The organism is Rheinheimera sp. NSM, from assembly GCF_052380015.1.
GTDB lineage: Bacteria > Pseudomonadota > Gammaproteobacteria > Enterobacterales > Alteromonadaceae > Alishewanella.
This window is the reverse complement of record NZ_JBQTCI010000001.1, coordinates 1,220,157-1,236,430: the sequence shown is the minus strand read 5'-3', so window position 1 is coordinate 1,236,430 and position 16,274 is coordinate 1,220,157. Positions and strand designations below refer to the sequence as shown.

Sequence of the window (16,274 nt, the reverse complement as noted above, 5' to 3'; positions counted from 1 at the left end):
CCTGATTACAGATCTAACAAAGTGTTGATCAAGGTTTGTTTATTCAGTTCGTCATCTTGCACTAACTGGCGAATGGCTTTGGTTGGGCTGTGCATCAGCCGGTTACTCAGTTTAGTGGAAAATTCTGCCAGCACTTTTTCGGCATCCTGGCCGGCAGCCAATTGATTGGCTGCCTTAGCTAATAATTCGCTGCGTACCTGCTCACAGCGTTGGCGGTAATCGCGCAGCCAGTCGACACTGCCCTGCAGCGTTAGCCACTGAGCAAACTCAGCTGCGCCCAGCGCTATCATCTGTTTTGCCTGTTCGGCAGCCTGCTGGCGGTTGTTCAGGTTTTGCGCCACTATCGACTGTAAATCGTCTACCGTATACAGATAAGCATCCTCCAGTTCAGCCACTTGCTGCTCTATATCGCGCGGCACGGCTAAATCGACCAGAAACATCGGCTTATGTTTACGCTGTTTCAGCGCTTGCTCTACCATGCCTTTACCGACAATGGGCAAGGTGCTGGCGGTAGAACTGATGACAATATCAGCGTCGGCCAGCATAACCGGCACCTGGGCCAGGGTAATGGCCGAGGCGGAGAATTGCTCCGCTAAGTGCACGGCACGCTCATAAGTGCGGTTAGCCACCGTTAGCTGCCCGGCGCCCTGCTCTTGCAAATGCTTTGCTACCAGTTCAATGGTTTCGCCGGCACCAATCAGCAATACCCGCACCTTGGCCAGGTTGCCGAAAATCTGTTTGGCCAGGCTCACTGCGGCAAAGGCCACCGATACTGCATTGGCACCAATATCGGTTTCCGTACGTACCTGTTTGGCCACGGCAAAGGTTTTTTGGAATAAACGCTCAAACTGCGGGTTAACAGTGCCGGCACTGCGGGCCTGGTTATAAGCTTGCTTTACCTGGCCGAATATTTGCGGCTCGCCCAACACTAAAGAATCCAGCCCCGCCGCCACCTGCATCAGGTGTTCGGTTGCGGCGTTATCCTGGTGCAGATACAAATGTGGCTGTAACTCCTGGCCATCCACGGCATGAAATTGTGCTAACCAGGCAATTACCTGTTCCGCTTGGCTGGCGCTGCCGTTAAAATACAATTCAGTGCGGTTACAGGTAGATAAAATGACTGCATCGGAAATACTGGTTAAGGTAGTCAGCTCGCGCAAGGCTTCAGGCAACTGCTCAGGCGCAAAAGCAACTTGTTCGCGCAGGGCAACCGGTGCCGTTTTATGATTAATGCCGAGTGCGAAAATGGCTGTCACCTGTATCATCAGAATTGTCAGGGGGCGAATTGTACAAAAAGCCCCAACTTAATAAAAGCTAAGAAAGCACAGTGAAGGACTTTAGTGTGATGTATCGGTTTAAGTGTGCCTGGTTGATGGTTATTTTTAGCCTGTTACTCAGTGGTTGCAGCCTGTTTCAACGCCCGGCGCTTACAGAAGCACCGCTTAGCAATAACGAGCGCGAGCAGCAAATACAAGCCCTGCAGCAGTTTTCACTGCAAGCCAGCGTAGGCATTAAAACGCCGCAGGAGTCTATCAGCGCTAATTTGCGCTGGCAGCAGCAGGATGCGGCGCATTATCAGGCCAGATTAAGTAATTTTCTCGGTATCAGCTTATTTGAGCTGAGCCAAAGCGAATATGGCAGCGAAATCCTGCTCAAAGGCGAAACCTACCGCGCAGCAGATACCAGTACTTTACTGTTGCAGCTATCCGGTTGGTCGATGCCGCTGCAGGATATGCCGCTGTGGTTACGCGGTTTACCCGGCAGCAAGGGGCGCAATATAGTGCGCGATGCACAGGGCCGTGTTACCGGCTTTAGTTTAACTGACAGCACCGGCATAGTGTGGCAATTGCAATATCAGAGCTTTTTTACCGACAGCCTGGCGTTACCCAAACGGCTGTTGCTGCAAAGCGATGACAGCCAAATTAAAATTGTGGTCCGGAGCTGGCAATGAAAAGCCTTACTCTGCCGGCAGTGGCCAAACTGAATTTATTTTTGCATATTACCGGGCGCCGTGATGATGGCTACCACAACCTGCAAACATTGTTTCAATTACTGGATGTCGGCGATGAACTGACCTTTGACCTGCGCCGTGACAGTGACATCAGGCTTGATTGCAATAACGCGCAGCTGGTAAACGAGCAAAACTTAGTCTTACGCGCGGCGCGCTTGTTGCAGCAATACAGCCACTGCAGCCGGGGCTGCGACATTTATCTGCAGAAACGCCTGCCGATGGGTGGCGGGTTAGGCGGTGGTTCATCCGATGCCGCCACTACCCTGCTGGGGTTAAACAGGTTATGGCAGCTGGGCTTATCGGTTGATACCTTGGCAGAGTTGGGGCTGAAACTGGGCGCCGATGTTCCGCTGTTTGTCCGTGGTTACACCGCCTTTGCCGAAGGCGTCGGGGAAAAATTATTACCGCTGCCAATGCCGGAGAAAGTTTACCTGGTGGTTACACCAGATTGTCATATCAGCACGGCAGAAATATTCCAACACCCTGATTTAATTCGTAATACCCCAACAATAGCTTCTGACCAGGTGTTAACAGCATCATGGCACAATGACTGCCAGCCTTTGGTAGAGCGGCTCTACCCTATTGTTGCAATAACCTTACAGTGGTTGGTAGAATACGCGCCGTGTCAAATGACGGGTACTGGCGCCAGTGTGTTCGCCGCATTCCCGGACCAGACCAGTGCTCAGCATGCTCTTGCGCAATTACCGCCGTCCTGGCGTGGTTTTATTGCCAAAGGGGTCAACCAGTCGCCTGTGTGGGCTGCGTTGGCAGATACCGAATAAGTAACCGCAGCGGTGTTGTTGCCGCTGTTAATTGATAAACCGGACTCACCACCGCCCTGAGGATCCTACCGTGCCTGACATGAAGGTTTTCGCTGGTAACGCCATACCAGAACTCGCAAGTAAAATCGCCAGCCGTCTGTATATTAAACTTGGAGATGCCGAAGTCGGCCGTTTCAGTGATGGGGAAGTTAGTGTCCAAATCAATGAAAATGTGCGTGGTTCTGATGTGTTTATCATCCAATCTACCTGCGCTCCGACTAACGATAACCTGATGGAACTGATTGTCATGGTCGACGCCCTGCGTCGTGCCTCAGCCGGCCGTATTACCGCAGTAATGCCGTACTTTGGTTATGCCCGTCAGGATCGCCGCGTACGTTCTGCAAGGGTGCCTATTACCGCCAAAGTAGTCGCCGACTTTTTATCCAGCGTCGGCGTAGACCGTGTATTAACGGTAGATTTGCACGCCGAGCAAATTCAGGGTTTCTTCGATGTCCCGGTAGATAACGTGTTCGCAAGCCCGGTGCTGCTGGACGATATGCGCAAAAAAGGCTTTACCTCGCCGGTAGTAGTATCACCGGATATTGGTGGTGTGGTGCGGGCCCGTGCTATTGCCAAATTGCTGAACGACGCCGATTTAGCCATTATCGACAAACGCCGGCCAAAAGCCAACGTTGCCCAGGTAATGCATATTATCGGTGATGTGAAAGATCGCGACTGTATTATTGTTGATGACATGATCGACACCGGCGGCACCTTATGTAAAGCCGCTGAAGCGTTAAAAGAGCAAGGTGCCAAGCGCGTATTTGCTTACGCTACCCACCCGGTATTCTCCGGTGGCGCGGCAGAAAATATCGCCAATTCAGTGATCGATGAGCTGATTATCACCGACACTATTCCGCTAAGTGCCGAAATGAAAGCGGTAGCGAAAGTTCGCCAGTTAACCTTAAGCGAAATGCTGGCTGAATGTATCCGCCGTATCAGCAACGAAGAGTCTATTTCTTCAATGTTTGATTAATTAATTCTGCAACAAATAAAAAAGCACTTTGAACGGTGCTTTTTTTATTTATCATCAAATATCTTGTTTTTATATCTTTTTAATCACACAACTGAAACATTTAAAACGTTATGTTAACTACCGCTATAGCCAGTTACCGGTTAAAGCAAAAGACAACATTCAGCTTATGTGGCGTTAGTACCTCATTGCGCCGGATGCAGCCTGAATAAAACTCACTATAACGTTGCTTTACTCTCAGTGTGGAGAAGTACATGATTAAAAAAAATAAAATTTTATTGCTACTTGGTTGTATCGGATTTCCGTTAGCAGCCTATGCAGATATTATTATTCCCGCCGACTCAACTACCCAATTTTATGAAGATAATGCGCAATTTAACACCGTAGCGCCATCAAGTGAATCTGGTTGGGGCTGGAGTCCCGCCGCATTCTGTGACCCCTACGATACAGGCTGTGATACCACGGTTGCGCCACCGGTAGATACACCACCGGCAAAACCACAACGTATTGTGGTATCAAGGACTGCAGGCTCGCCAACCGTAAAATTAAACTGGGCGGCAGCATCACAGGGCGTTGGCAGCAATTTCAGGTATGAGGTGTACCAACAGCTGAAAAACGGTGCAAATAGCAAAATATATTCCGGAACCAGCCGTTCGATTAATTATAACGCCGGCAGTAACAAAACCGCGAAGTACCAAGTCAAAGCCTGTAATAGTGCAGGATGCAGCGCATTGAGTGAAAGTGGCTATTTTGCAATAAATACAACTTATAACAACGGTGGCGCTACCACTATGTCACTGGAGTCTTATCAACTTACACTTCCCACCAATCTGAATAAATTATCAGCAACATCAGATGTGCATACGTTAACGGAGACAGATACAGCGCTATCTGTGTTGGGTAACGGCTTTGATGCTATTAAAGGTGAGGTGTTTGGCAATACTTGCTGGAGCACTGCAGGTGCCGGCAAGTTAGATACTGTGCAAAATATTAACGAGCAAAAGTACACTTTTCGTCAAGTTGACAGCTATGAATCTCTGGCTACCAGTCTGGAGCTGAAACGTTCCGGCGGTGGTTCACTGTCTTTTGGTGGATTCTCTATAGGCGGCTCTGGCAGCTCATCACTCTATAGCGAAACATCAAAAGTTACAGAAAGCTCTGTAATAGTGGCATCGTTCGTTGATAAACGGAAGAAGTTCCAGGCCAAGCAAGCCTATGAGCTGTCTATGGCCCCTCAATACACCAACTTGCTGACCTCTGGTCAGAAGCTCGAATTTCGTAAAGCATGTGGTGATACCTTTATTGACACGGTAACAACCGGTAGAAAAATATTGTTTACGATTCGCGTTGAAAGTGTATCCAGTTCTTACAGTGAAATTAAGAACAAAACCCTTGAACTAAAAGCCTCTCTTGATCAATACAGTGCAGATGGCAATTTTTCCTCCAGTGAGAAATCAGCACTGGAACAAGAATACCGGGGTTACACCTTTGAAATTATCGGCACACAAACCGGCGGATCTTCGCCGTCAAATTTGTTACGGTTAAATAGCATTACCGAACTGATGACGGTACTGAATAACTTCGCCGATAGCACTAATGATGATCTGGTGGCTATAGCCTCAACCGAGCGTGATTACCCAATCCCGTCGTCAATGGGTGGCAGCCACTTTAGTGTCTTTACTAACTATCCGGTTTATCGTGACATTTTAACCGCATGGGGTCGTTTAGACAGTCAAGTTGAGCAGCGCTGCTGGATGTTAAACAGCGACAAAGTCGGTTTCGATGTTGTTGGCAGAATTGCCGCCGCCATGGGTATGAAGTTTTTTGAAGGCAATGTGAGCCAGGAACATTTATGCAGCGCCACCAAAGATATGATAGACCGCGGCATCAACTACTGTGCTAACCAGGGTGAATGGAACAAATGTGCATTACCCACGGCATCGGCTTGTATCGATAGCATCAACCAAGGGCAATGTATGCAGCGTCCGCAGTTAATTTCATTCAAGCAATTTGCACTGGCTGAGCGTCGATTGGATTTAGCCCGTGGTGGTTGCGCTATTGGACCCTGTAAAAAAAGTGCGACGATTCAACAGTGCTTTGCTACTGCTGACACCGTGCCGGATTACTCGCGCAACAAAGTCATTAGTAACAGCTATGTTCCAACGTCCGTCCCCGGGCTGGTTGTGACGGTTGACCGTGCCTGGCAGGTGAATTACGTCCGCAACAGCATCAGCAACGGTTCCGGAAAATATTGCCTGGGCTCTTCTGCTGAAGTTTATGGCAAAGGTGGCTGGGGTTCCGGTGGTCGGTATGAGTCCAATAATCAAATGTTTGGCTTTAAGCTAATCGATAACGTCAATTACGCATTATAGCCACGTCAAAATGAAAAGAGGCAGCGGATACTGCCTCTTTTATAAGGGATTTTTTTATGTATCTTGAACGCACATGGCCGCTCAATAACGCCAAGTATAAATGCATATTGCCTGCATACTTACATAACATAGACCTTAGTAAGCTTTCGCCGTTGCCAACACTGAAAACCACTGACATAGACCAGCATTTTAATATTCGGGACTTCACTGCTCGCTATTTGGCCGGTGGCGTCTGTTTAAAAGAAGGCCGAACCGTATCAAGGCGAAGATTGGCATTATGCTCGTTAAATCTGACGTCAGAAGATTACCTCGCAACTATGGTGCATCAACAGACCAGGCAATATATTGATGCAGTAACCCGCTTTAACCAAAACGATATAAGTCTGTCACTGCTGTGCCAACTGCAGGCGCAACTAAACAGTAACGATAAGCAAAAAGGCCAAATCAGAACTGTGCAAAACTGGCTTGGCGGCCCATCGCCGGATAAAGCACACTTTGTGCCGCCTCCGGCAGAGTATCTACCGCCAATGCTGGAAGATTGGCTCAATTTTATCTGTACACACCAGCCTCCCGGTCTTGAACACATTATTGCAGCCAGCAATCAGTTGATTTTACTGCATCCTTTTGCCGATGGTAATGGTCGTTTGCATCGGGCACTCACCGACAGTTTGCTGTCGGCGCAGACTCAACACCCTGCGAGTTATATCAGCCCTTTTTTATATCGACTGGGACATTGCCACAGCGGATACCACAAAACCCCAACAGCGATACTGCATGGCGACTGGACACAGGTATTAGCATTTTGGTCTGACGCTATAAACTGGAGTAATGAAACCAGTGCCTGGCTGCTTAGCTCGATACAGCAGTTGCAAAAAGCGCTGCTACAATCACTTGCGCTTCGCGCCACAACACCGGCAATAACATCCATTTTGTTGTTATTAATCAATCAACCTATTTTAACCACCCGACATACTGCAAACTTAACTCAGTTGTCAGAAGCCGAAGTTCAATTCGCGCTCGATACCTTAGTAGAATTTGGTACTTTGCAGCGCTATCAACTTCGGCAACCAATAAACAGCATAATTTATGAGTGCAAATGGGTATTTGATGCCTATCTCGCTATGGATGAGCGCCTGTTTAACGGCACCGCGCTGCAATAAGTAAATTATTTGCTGAATACCGGGCCCGGTGGTAATATGTCGCGCCCCTGAAAAGGGCATCCAGCCTGAGACTGGTCGCGAGTCTTGGGAAACCTTAATTTTTGGAGTACACCATGTCTGATGCAATTTTTACATTAAATGCAGAAGTCCGTACTGACGCGGGGAAAGGTGCGAGCCGCCGCCTGCGTCACGAAGACAAAGTACCAGCTATCATCTACGGTGGTAGCAAAGCCCCGGTTTCTATCACTTTAGAGCATTCTAAACTGTTAAAAGCTCAAAGCTTCGAAGCGTTTTACTCTCACATCCTGACTATCAAAGTGGGCAAAGAAGACGTTAAAGCGATCGTTAAAGCTATGCAACGTCACCCGTTCAAGCCAAAAATCATGCACGTTGACTTCCAACGCGTTGAAGCCGGCCACGAGCTGCACACTATTGTTCCGATCCACTTCTTAAACGAAGATGCACCGGTTAAGAAAGGTGGCGTAGTAGTACATGGCGCGAACGAAATCGAAATCTCTTGTCTGCCAAAAGACTTACCAGAGTTTATCGAAGTTGACATGAGCGACGTTGAAGTAGGCACTACCCTGCACTTATCTGATCTGAAAGCGCCTAAAGGTGTTACTTTCGTTCAGTTAACTAAAGGTGCCGGCCATGACTTAGCCGTTGTATCTGTGAACAAACCAGCTGGTAAAGCAGCTGATGCAGAAGAAACTGAAACTGCTGAGTAATGTCTGACACTACTCAATCAGCCATTCAGTTGATTGTGGGCCTGGGTAATCCGGGCCCGGAATACAGCCAGACACGGCACAATGCCGGTGTCTGGTTTGTTCAGCAGCTGGCCCACGCCTTTAATGTCAGCTTAAAAAACGAGCCGAAGTTTTTCGGTTATACCGGCAAGTTTGTCTGCGCCGGGCAAGAATTCAAGTTACTGATCCCCTCTACTTATATGAATTTAAGCGGTAAAGCCGTGCTGGCTATGGCACAGTTTTACAAGCTGACACCTGAGCAGATTCTGGTGGCGCATGATGAAATGGCGCTGGAGCCGGGTGTGGCAAAATTTAAACTCGGTGGTGGCCATGCCGGTCATAATGGCCTGCGCGATATTATCTCCCGGCTGGGTAATAACCAGAACTTCTATCGCCTGCGCTTAGGTATCGGCCATCCGGGCCATAAAGATCAGGTTACCGGTTATGTGCTGGGCAAAGCCCCTGCCAGTGAACAAAACCTGATTGAACAAACAATAGATGAAGCAGCGCGTTGTTTTGATATTCTGGCCCGTGACGGTCTGGTTAAAGCACAAAACCGCCTGCACAGTTTTAAAGCCGGCTAAAGCAGCAGGCGCAGCAATTTCCAGCACGTAAAGGATACTAATTATGGGTTTCAAATGTGGCATCGTCGGCTTACCTAACGTAGGCAAATCCACCCTGTTTAATGCATTAACCAAGGCAGGCATTGAAGCGGCTAACTTTCCGTTCTGTACTATTGAACCGAATACCGGCGTAGTACCGGTACCGGATCTGCGGCTGGATAAGCTGGCGCAAATTGTTAATCCACAGCGCGTGCTGCCTACTACGATGGAATTTGTTGATATCGCCGGTTTGGTAAAAGGCGCATCGCGGGGCGAAGGCCTTGGCAATAAATTTTTAGCGAATATCCGCGAAACTGACGCTATCGGTCACGTTGTACGCTGTTTTGACGACGAAAATATTGTTCACGTAGCGGGCAAAATTGACCCGGCTGACGATATCGACACCATTAATATGGAACTTGTGCTGTCTGATATGGACAGCGCCGAGCGCGCCATTTTCCGTGTCAGCAAAAAAGCTAAAGGCGGCGACAAAGACGCCAAAGCTGAAATGGCAGTGCTGGAAAAAGTAAAGGCGCATTTAGAGCAAGGCCATACATTGCGCCAGCTTGAGCTGGATAAAGAAGAGAAGGCCTTAATTGCCTATATGAACTTCTTAACCATCAAGCCAACTATGTATATCGCTAACGTGATGGATGATGGCTTTGACAATAACCCTTACTTAGACATAGTACAGGCTATTGCTGACAAAGAAGGCGCTATCGTGGTGCCGGTGTGCGCTGCTATTGAATCTGAAATTGCAGAGCTGGACGATGACGAGAAAGCTGAGTTTATGGCCGATATGGGCTTAGAAGAGCCGGGCTTAAACCGCGTGATCCGCGGCGGTTATTCACTGCTTAACCTGCACACCTACTTTACCGCCGGCGTAAAAGAAGTACGCGCATGGACAGTAGCCGTAGGTGCCACTGCACCACAAGCGGCAGGGGTTATTCACACCGACTTTGAAAAAGGCTTTATCCGCGCTGAAGTGGTCGCCTATAACGACTTTGTGCAATTTAACGGCGAAGCCGGTGCCAAAGAAGCCGGTAAATGGCGCCTGGAAGGTAAAGACTACATTGTAAAAGATGGCGATGTAATGCATTTCCGTTTTAACGTCTAAACGTTTTATCGGGTGAAAAAAGCCGTTGTTTGCCGACAACGGCTTTTTTATTGCTTGTGAAACCAGCGTTTTGCATATTAATTCGGCAAACGAACTAACATTGATTTTTAAACGCAAAAAAACGGTTGACGCTATAGGGGCAGTTCTGGATAATACGCGCCACTTGCTTAGGTCAAGTTAGCGTGGCTACATAGCTCAGCTGGTTAGAGCACAGCACTCATAATGCTGGGGTCGCAGGTTCGATTCCCGCTGTAGCCACCACTTAACTTTACCTGTGCATGCGGGGATGGCGGAATTGGTAGACGCACTGGATTTAGGTTCCAGCGCCGCGAGGTGTGAGAGTTCGAGTCTCTCTCTCCGCACCACTTTTAAAGTGGTTGCACACAAGTTTTTGCAGGGGCGTAGCCAAGCGGTAAGGCAGCGGGTTTTGATCCCGCCATGCGTTGGTTCGAATCCAGCCGCCCCTGCCATTAATTCAGTGAACGTAGTTTTCGTAAAATCCTGCCAAACGACGATCACACAACAGTGTTTCAGTAGGGGCGTAGCCAAGCGGTAAGGCAGCGGGTTTTGATCCCGCCATGCGTTGGTTCGAATCCAGCCGCCCCTGCCATTAAACAGAAAAACCCAGCTTAGGCTGGGTTTTTGCTTTCTGGTTAGCCTGTTTTGGTTTGGCTTAAATTTGCCGGTTACAACTTCTTTTGTGCTCGCCACAGCAACTCGTCCTTATGCCTGCGGCAGGACTCAAACACTCTGTGGCTGCGCCAAAAGAGTTCTAACCTACTTCGAAATATTACTCTGAACCAACGGCATAGCGCGCTACCAGTGTCTTCAACATAGTACTGCGCGCCGCCACACTTAATACCAACTGGCGCAATTTACGTACTGGCTTAATATCATTACCGAATACCTGATAAAAACCATCCATCGTGCTCATCATAAGTAAATTCGCCGGCTTACGTTTACGCTGATAGCTTTGCAGCAGCTGCGCACTGCCAATATCGCTGTTGTGCCGTCTGGCGTCGATAATCAGCTCTGTCAGCAGTTTGGCATCAGCAAAACCCAGGTTAACACCCTGCCCCGCCAGCGGGTTAATAGTATGGGCGGCATCGCCTGCCAATACCACACGGCCGGCGTAATAGCGGTTAGCATCCATTCGTGCCAATGGGAACCAGGAGCTGGCGACCACTTCAACATCGCCTATCTGCGGTGGGAAGGCTTTAAGCAGTTGTTGCGTTAATTGTGCCGGACTAAGTGCAGCCAGTTGTTTTACTTTAGTGGCCTCTTCATACCATACCACTGAGCCTTGTTGGCCGCTTAGCGGTAAAAAGGCTTTTGGTCCGGTTGGCGTAAATTGCTGCCAGGTCACATCCTGCTGCGGGTACGGCGTATTCACTAAGGCGACCAAACACGCCTGACGGTATTGCCAGCCATTGCTGCCAATGCCGGCTAACTGGCGTAGTTGTGAGTTACCGCCATCGGCGGCTACCACCAGCTTGCTGCTAAGCTGCTCAGCACTGTCGAGCGTTAGTATGGCGCTATCTGCCGTTTGCTTAAGCGCCGTTACTGAGGATGGGCAAAATAGCTGCACATTAGTGCCGAACTGCTGCCACAGCGCCAGCTGTAGCAGGTTGTTCTCCACTATATGGCCCAAATGGATACGTTTAATATCTGCCGCATTAAAGGTGACAATGCTGTGCGACTGTTCAAAGGCCTGCAGGCGCTGATACGGGCATAACCGCATTTGCTCCAGGGCTGACCAGGCTCCCAGCGTTGTCAGCCAGGCTTCGCTGGCCAAATTAATTGATGATACGCGCAAATCCGGTGCGCTATTTGGCGCAAACTCCGGCGGCGCTTGTTTTTCGATCAGCGCTACCTGCAACCCAGCCCGGCTCAATGCCAGCGCAATAGCAGCGCCGACCATGCCGCCACCGACGATACTGATATCAAACTGTTGTACTGTTTTCTCGTTGGTCATAGATAAGAGTCTTATTAACTGATAAAGCATTGTACGTCAGGCGGCAATAAAAACGAAAACCGGCTTTTTTTCTGCCGCTGAAAGCAAAACCGGTTTAACCCTGTCTTTGTTAGTCAAACAACGCCACCTGACAAGGAACCACTATGAAAACTTACCTTATTGCGCTGAGTCTTTTTTTGTTCAGCATCAAACTTATCGCCGCTCCCGCCATTGCCCCCTCACCTGAGCAGGTAACTCCGCTGCTGAACGGCTTAACCATTCCGGCAGTCACCTTAACCGGTGCAGACAACACCCCCGTTGCCTTGCAGCAACTTGTGCAGCAAAAGCCTGCTGTGCTGGTATTTTACCGTGGTGGCTGGTGCCCGTATTGCAATGCGCAGCTATCTGCCCTGCGCGATATCATGCCGCAGCTTAATAAGCTGGGTTATCAGTTAATTGCCATCACGCCGGATAGCGTAGCGTCGATCAATAAAAGCTTAACCGACACCGGCGGCCAAAAGCTGAACTATACGCTGTTGTCTGATGCCAATTTCGCTGCCAGCAGCGCCTTTGGCCTGGCCTATTATCTGGATGATAAAACCGCAGCAGCTTATAAAGGTAAGCTTGGTAGCCTGATCACCACCGAAGCCGGCACAGAAAAGGTGGTGCTACCGGTACCTGCCGTCTATATCGTTAATACTAAAGGTGAGGCCGTGTTTAATTATGTGCATATTAACTACAAGACACGTCTGGAAAGCGAATTACTGCTAAAAGCAGCACAACTGGCGTTGCAATAAAGCTCTCTTTTTTCAGGTCGTCTCTCACCTGTTTACAGCAGCGGACAAAGTAGTATTTTTCGCTGCTGTTTTTTTATTAAAAAGCGTTGACGACAGGGCAAAAATACGGCATTTTTCGCGCCCTGTTTGGCAAGTATCTGTAGGGATGCTAGCCTGTTGGTTTTACCCTCTGCCGGAGATAACTGATGCGTAAAGTAACCGTTGCTGCAACCCAAATGATTGGTGGCTGGAATGTGGATGAAAACATTGCCCGTGGCGAGCGTTTAGTACGCGATGCCGCTGCCAAAGGTGCACAGATCATCCTGCTGCAGGAGTTGTTTGAGCGCAATTATTTCTGCCAGAAACAAAAACCGGATTATTTAGCCTTTGCGACCACAGTGGCGGAGAATAAAGCTGTGGCGCACTTTACTAAGATTGCCAAAGAGCTGAACGTAGTACTGCCTATCAGCATTTACGAGCGCGCCGGTAACTGCCTGTACAACAGCGTAGTGATTATCGACGCCGACGGTGAGAACCTGGGTACTTACCGCAAGAGCCACATTCCGGATGGTCCGGGTTACAGCGAGAAGTACTACTTCACGCCGGGCGATACCGGCTTTAAAGTGTTCACCACCAAATACGCTAAAATCGGTGTGGGCATATGCTGGGATCAATGGTTCCCGGAGTGCGCGCGCAGCATGGCATTAATGGGCGCCGAGCTGCTGTTTTACCCTACCGCTATTGGCAGCGAGCCGCACGACCCAACGATCAGCTCACGCGATCACTGGCAGCGCACCCAGCAAGGTCATGCCGCCGCAAACCTGATGCCGTTAATTGCCTCTAACCGTATTGGTACCGAGACAGAAGGCGATTACCACATTACCTTCTACGGCAGCTCGTTTATTGCCGACGAAACCGGTGCCAAGGTACAGGAAGCCAATGAAACAGACGAAGCCGTGCTGGTGCACAGCTTTGACTTAGACGCTGTTGCCGCTACCCGCCGTGCCTGGGGTATTTTCCGTGACCGTCGTATCGATATCTACGGCGCTGTTATGACCAAAGATGGCGAAACCAAACAACCTGTTAAACAAGGTGGTAACTAAGTGGCCTTTACAACCCTGAACAGTACACCACGTGCCGATGGCTTTAGCATGCCTGCCGAGTGGGCCGCGCATAAACAAACCTGGATGGTATGGCCGGAGCGTACCGACAGTTGGCGCATGGGTGCTAAACCGGCTCAACAGGCCTTTGTGGCGGTAATTAAAGCTATTGCCGGCTTTGAACCTGTAACTGTCGGGGCATCTGCCGCGCAGTATGCTAATGCGTTGTCGCAGCTAACCGATGTGGGCACGAAATTCCCTATCCGGGTAGTAGAGATTTCCAACAACGACGCCTGGTGTCGTGACACCGGCCCTACTTTTGTCACTAACGCCCAAGGTGAAGTACGCGGCATCGACTGGACCTTTAACGCCTGGGGCGGTTTAAACGGGGGTTTGTACTTCCCGTGGGATAAAGATGATCAGGTGGCCAGTAAAGTGCTGGGTATAGAGCAACTGCCGCGTTACCGCACTGAAGGTTTTGTACTCGAAGGCGGTGCTATCCATGTCGATGGTGAAGGCACGCTGCTAACCACCGAAGAGTGCTTGCTAAACAGCAACCGTAACCCGCATTTAAGCCGCGAGCAGATTGAACAGCAGATGCGCGACTATTTGGGCATCGACAAAGTACTGTGGTTAGAAGACGGCATCTTTAACGATGAAACCGATGGCCACATTGATAATATGGCCTGTTTTGTTAAACCCGGTGAAGTAGTATTGGCGTGGACTGATGATACAACCGATCCGCAGTATGCCCGCAGCAAAGCGGCTTTGGATTATTTAGAAGCAGCCACCGATGCCAAAGGCCGTAAAATAAAGGTGCATAAGCTACCGGTACCGGCACCTATTATTGCCAAAGCGGAAGAGTACGCCACGGTAGATGCCACCATGAGCGCCATTCCACGCGAGGCCAATGCCCGTTTGGCCGGCTCTTACATTAACTTCTATTTGTGCAACGGCGGCTTAATACTGCCTACTTTTGACGACCCGAACGATAAGGTAGCCGCAGAGATCCTGCAAAGCCTGTATCCAGAGCATAAAGTAGTAACAGTGCCCGGCCGCGAGATCTTGCTTGGCGGCGGTAATATTCACTGTATTACCCAGCAACAGCCATTAGCTTAAGCGAGCAATACTATGTCCAAAGCCTGCGCCTTACATATACTGGTTAAAACCAGAGAACAAGCAGACAAGTTAAAACAACAACTGCAAAAAGGCGCGGACTTTGGCAAACTGGCCAAGCAGCACTCACAATGCCCGTCGGGTAAAAAAGGCGGTGATTTAGGTGAGTTCCGTAAAGGCCAGATGGTCAAAGCCTTTGATGATGTTGTATTTAAAGGCCCGCTATTAGAAGTGCAGGGCCCGGTAAAAACCCAGTTTGGTTTTCATCTGATTAAAACCCTATATCGCAGCTAACAGATACAGTGATTAGCTTAAGCTGACAATCTGGTTAATGGTACTGATACTGCCGGTTTGCCAGATCATCTCATAATGCGCGCTTTGCACCATCTGTGTCACATATTGCGGGCTGAACAAGCCCCAGCACAGCGCCCCGTTGTTGCGTACCGAGCCATATTGCACCCCGGCACTGCCCTGCTCACGTAAGCTGATACCCAGTGCACGCGCTGCACTGTAATCTTGCGGATGATAAATGCTGTGTTGAGGTGCTAAGCCGGTTAGATCGGTCAGGCTAACGTCGCTGAACTCACAACTTAAAGCTTTAAAGACAAAACGCTCATACGCCAGCCCGGGCACCCTGCTCCAATACCGGCCCTGATGATATGCCACCTCGCAGATAGCGGTTTGCAAGCTATCGGCCAGATAGAGCACGCCAAAGCGGCCGTCAGAAAAACGGCTGCCCGCAGGGTTAACATGAGTAAAAGGCGCTACGGCATAGGAGCAGCCGGCAATACCAAACGGAATGCTGCTGCGGGGCAATAAACTTAAATTACCGGCCTGCGCCTGTAACCTGGGGTTGGTTAACGCCTGCAGCTCAAACAAGGCATCAAATTCATCGGCATCGGCCACATCATCAAACACTGATACCGGTGGATATTTGGAATTAATCAAACGATAGCTGCGCTGCTGCTGCAGTTTAACCTGTGGTAACTCATCCGGCTTTGCAGTTGCCTTTATTACCACATGCCACCACGCAGTGCATCAATATGTTTAAAGGTTTCGTACAGCGCAGCAAACTGGCCGCTGCTGATAATATCCAGCGGGCTGCTACCGTTAAAATACGGGTTATGGTTGGGCAGCGCCATAAAGCCATACAGGTTTTGCGGGTTATCAAACAGCAACCGCAAGCAACTGTGGATATTCAGCAGATAGCTTATGCGCTCGACCTGGTCCTGCGTCAGACTTGCACAGTAAGGATCGTGACGATACTTGTAATACGCCGCTTTGGAGATTTGCAGCATACGCTGGATTTGCTCGGGCGAGCATTGCCATTTATCCAGAATAGCAAAAACCGCTTTAAGCCCTGTTGCAGCGACTTGCCGCTGGCTTTGTCTGTCGAGCTGTACTGCCTGCATAACAACCTCGTGCCTGACTAAATTATTATCAATATAGACCATTAATTAAAATGTGTCCACATAAAGACGGCGATGCGCCTGAAAAAGCAGACACTATGGTCTGCTTCGTTTTAT

Annotated in this window: 16 protein-coding genes and 4 tRNA genes; 16 read left to right on the top strand and 4 right to left on the bottom strand. The window is 49.4% G+C overall.

Annotation, left to right across the window (positions count from 1 at the left end; genetic code table 11):
* Positions 1-5: 5 nt before the first annotated feature.
* Positions 6-1,265: a glutamyl-tRNA reductase gene (hemA, locus tag ACTZWV_RS05510; protein WP_444785565.1), complete on the bottom strand. Its 1,260-nt coding sequence runs from the start codon at positions 1,263-1,265 to the stop codon at positions 6-8.
* 80 nt (positions 1,266-1,345) lie between these two features.
* Here hemA and lolB point away from each other — a divergent pair, with 80 nt between their 5' ends.
* From lolB to ACTZWV_RS05450, 12 genes are all read left to right on the top strand, one after another.
* Positions 1,346-1,951: a lipoprotein insertase outer membrane protein LolB gene (gene lolB, locus ACTZWV_RS05505; RefSeq protein WP_444785645.1), complete on the top strand. Its 606-nt coding sequence runs from the start codon at positions 1,346-1,348 to the stop codon at positions 1,949-1,951.
* Entirely contained in the window at positions 1,948-2,793 is an 846-nt protein-coding gene (ispE, locus tag ACTZWV_RS05500) for a 4-(cytidine 5'-diphospho)-2-C-methyl-D-erythritol kinase (protein WP_444785564.1), read from the top strand. The genes lolB and ispE overlap by 4 nt, the downstream gene beginning before the upstream one ends.
* A gap of 79 nt (positions 2,794-2,872) precedes the next feature.
* The gene (locus ACTZWV_RS05495; RefSeq protein WP_371133475.1) at positions 2,873-3,808 is read left to right on the top strand and encodes a ribose-phosphate pyrophosphokinase; all 936 of its coding nucleotides are present in this window, start codon (positions 2,873-2,875) and stop codon (positions 3,806-3,808) included.
* A gap of 251 nt (positions 3,809-4,059) precedes the next feature.
* Positions 4,060-6,177, top strand: coding sequence for a hypothetical protein (locus ACTZWV_RS05490; RefSeq protein WP_444785563.1), 2,118 nt, complete (start codon positions 4,060-4,062; stop codon positions 6,175-6,177).
* A gap of 56 nt (positions 6,178-6,233) precedes the next feature.
* Entirely contained in the window at positions 6,234-7,337 is a 1,104-nt protein-coding gene (locus ACTZWV_RS05485) for a Fic family protein (RefSeq protein WP_444785562.1), read from the top strand.
* Between the two features lie 113 nt (positions 7,338-7,450).
* Positions 7,451-8,065, top strand: a complete 615-nt coding sequence (locus ACTZWV_RS05480) for a 50S ribosomal protein L25/general stress protein Ctc (RefSeq protein WP_305552764.1) — start codon at positions 7,451-7,453, stop codon at positions 8,063-8,065.
* A complete protein-coding gene (pth, locus tag ACTZWV_RS05475) occupies positions 8,065-8,667 on the top strand; it encodes an aminoacyl-tRNA hydrolase (RefSeq protein ID WP_444785561.1) in 603 nt (200 codons plus the stop codon). Before ACTZWV_RS05480 ends, pth begins: the two co-directional genes overlap by 1 nt.
* 43 nt (positions 8,668-8,710) lie before the next feature.
* Positions 8,711-9,802, top strand: coding sequence for a redox-regulated ATPase YchF (gene ychF / locus ACTZWV_RS05470; RefSeq protein ID WP_444785560.1), 1,092 nt, complete (start codon positions 8,711-8,713; stop codon positions 9,800-9,802).
* Positions 9,803-9,986: 184 nt separating this feature from the next.
* Positions 9,987-10,063: transfer RNA gene (locus tag ACTZWV_RS05465), tRNA-Met, on the top strand.
* A gap of 19 nt (positions 10,064-10,082) precedes the next feature.
* Positions 10,083-10,167: transfer RNA gene (locus ACTZWV_RS05460), tRNA-Leu, on the top strand.
* 30 nt (positions 10,168-10,197) lie between these two features.
* Positions 10,198-10,272, top strand: a tRNA-Gln gene (locus ACTZWV_RS05455).
* Positions 10,273-10,337: 65 nt separating this feature from the next.
* Positions 10,338-10,412, top strand: a tRNA-Gln gene (locus ACTZWV_RS05450).
* A gap of 180 nt (positions 10,413-10,592) precedes the next feature.
* Here the strand turns inward: ACTZWV_RS05450 and ACTZWV_RS05445 are convergent.
* Entirely contained in the window at positions 10,593-11,777 is a 1,185-nt protein-coding gene (locus ACTZWV_RS05445; RefSeq protein WP_444785559.1) for an FAD-dependent oxidoreductase, read from the bottom strand.
* 143 nt (positions 11,778-11,920) lie between these two features.
* On the opposite strand from ACTZWV_RS05445, the gene ACTZWV_RS05440 reads away from it, so the two are divergent.
* The 4 genes from ACTZWV_RS05440 (at position 11,921) to ppiC (ending at position 15,042) form a co-directional block, all read left to right on the top strand.
* On the top strand, positions 11,921-12,553 hold the full coding sequence (locus tag ACTZWV_RS05440; RefSeq protein WP_444785558.1) for a peroxiredoxin-like family protein: 633 nt from the start codon (positions 11,921-11,923) through the stop codon (positions 12,551-12,553).
* A gap of 185 nt (positions 12,554-12,738) precedes the next feature.
* A complete protein-coding gene (gene aguB / locus ACTZWV_RS05435; RefSeq protein WP_444785557.1) occupies positions 12,739-13,635 on the top strand; it encodes an N-carbamoylputrescine amidase in 897 nt (298 codons plus the stop codon).
* Positions 13,636-14,751 carry an agmatine deiminase gene (gene aguA / locus ACTZWV_RS05430; protein WP_444785556.1) on the top strand — a complete coding sequence of 372 codons (1,116 nt, stop codon included), beginning with the start codon at positions 13,636-13,638 and terminating at the stop codon, positions 14,749-14,751.
* Between the two features lie 12 nt (positions 14,752-14,763).
* Positions 14,764-15,042: a peptidylprolyl isomerase PpiC gene (gene ppiC / locus ACTZWV_RS05425; protein WP_305552757.1), complete on the top strand. Its 279-nt coding sequence runs from the start codon at positions 14,764-14,766 to the stop codon at positions 15,040-15,042.
* A 12-nt stretch (positions 15,043-15,054) separates the two neighbouring features.
* Here ppiC and ACTZWV_RS05420 read toward each other — a convergent pair whose 3' ends face one another.
* Positions 15,055-15,768 carry an RES family NAD+ phosphorylase gene (locus tag ACTZWV_RS05420; protein ID WP_444785555.1) on the bottom strand — a complete coding sequence of 238 codons (714 nt, stop codon included), beginning with the start codon at positions 15,766-15,768 and terminating at the stop codon, positions 15,055-15,057.
* Complete coding sequence (locus ACTZWV_RS05415) at positions 15,762-16,160, bottom strand: antitoxin Xre-like helix-turn-helix domain-containing protein (RefSeq protein ID WP_444785554.1); 399 nt, start codon at positions 16,158-16,160, stop codon at positions 15,762-15,764. Before ACTZWV_RS05415 ends, ACTZWV_RS05420 begins: the two co-directional genes overlap by 7 nt.
* Positions 16,161-16,274 lie beyond the last annotated feature (114 nt).

Bases quoted from the DNA above. Each gene is read 5' to 3' on its own strand.
- pth (WP_444785561.1), top strand. From the start codon at position 8,065: ATGTCTGACACTACTCAATCAGCCATTCAGTTGATTGTGGGCCTGGGT.
- ACTZWV_RS05440 (WP_444785558.1), top strand. From the start codon at position 11,921: ATGAAAACTTACCTTATTGCGCTGAGTCTTTTTTTGTTCAGCATCAAA.
- ACTZWV_RS05490 (WP_444785563.1), top strand. From the start codon at position 4,060: ATGATTAAAAAAAATAAAATTTTATTGCTACTTGGTTGTATCGGATTT.
- ychF (WP_444785560.1), top strand. From the start codon at position 8,711: ATGGGTTTCAAATGTGGCATCGTCGGCTTACCTAACGTAGGCAAATCC.
- ispE (WP_444785564.1), top strand. From the start codon at position 1,948: ATGAAAAGCCTTACTCTGCCGGCAGTGGCCAAACTGAATTTATTTTTG.
- lolB (WP_444785645.1), top strand. From the start codon at position 1,346: ATGTATCGGTTTAAGTGTGCCTGGTTGATGGTTATTTTTAGCCTGTTA.
- ppiC (WP_305552757.1), top strand. From the start codon at position 14,764: ATGTCCAAAGCCTGCGCCTTACATATACTGGTTAAAACCAGAGAACAA.
- hemA (WP_444785565.1), bottom strand. From the start codon at position 1,265: ATGATACAGGTGACAGCCATTTTCGCACTCGGCATTAATCATAAAACG.
- aguB (WP_444785557.1), top strand. From the start codon at position 12,739: ATGCGTAAAGTAACCGTTGCTGCAACCCAAATGATTGGTGGCTGGAAT.
- ACTZWV_RS05485 (WP_444785562.1), top strand. From the start codon at position 6,234: ATGTATCTTGAACGCACATGGCCGCTCAATAACGCCAAGTATAAATGC.
- ACTZWV_RS05480 (WP_305552764.1), top strand. From the start codon at position 7,451: ATGTCTGATGCAATTTTTACATTAAATGCAGAAGTCCGTACTGACGCG.
- ACTZWV_RS05445 (WP_444785559.1), bottom strand. From the start codon at position 11,777: ATGACCAACGAGAAAACAGTACAACAGTTTGATATCAGTATCGTCGGT.
- ACTZWV_RS05495 (WP_371133475.1), top strand. From the start codon at position 2,873: ATGAAGGTTTTCGCTGGTAACGCCATACCAGAACTCGCAAGTAAAATC.
- ACTZWV_RS05415 (WP_444785554.1), bottom strand. From the start codon at position 16,160: ATGCAGGCAGTACAGCTCGACAGACAAAGCCAGCGGCAAGTCGCTGCA.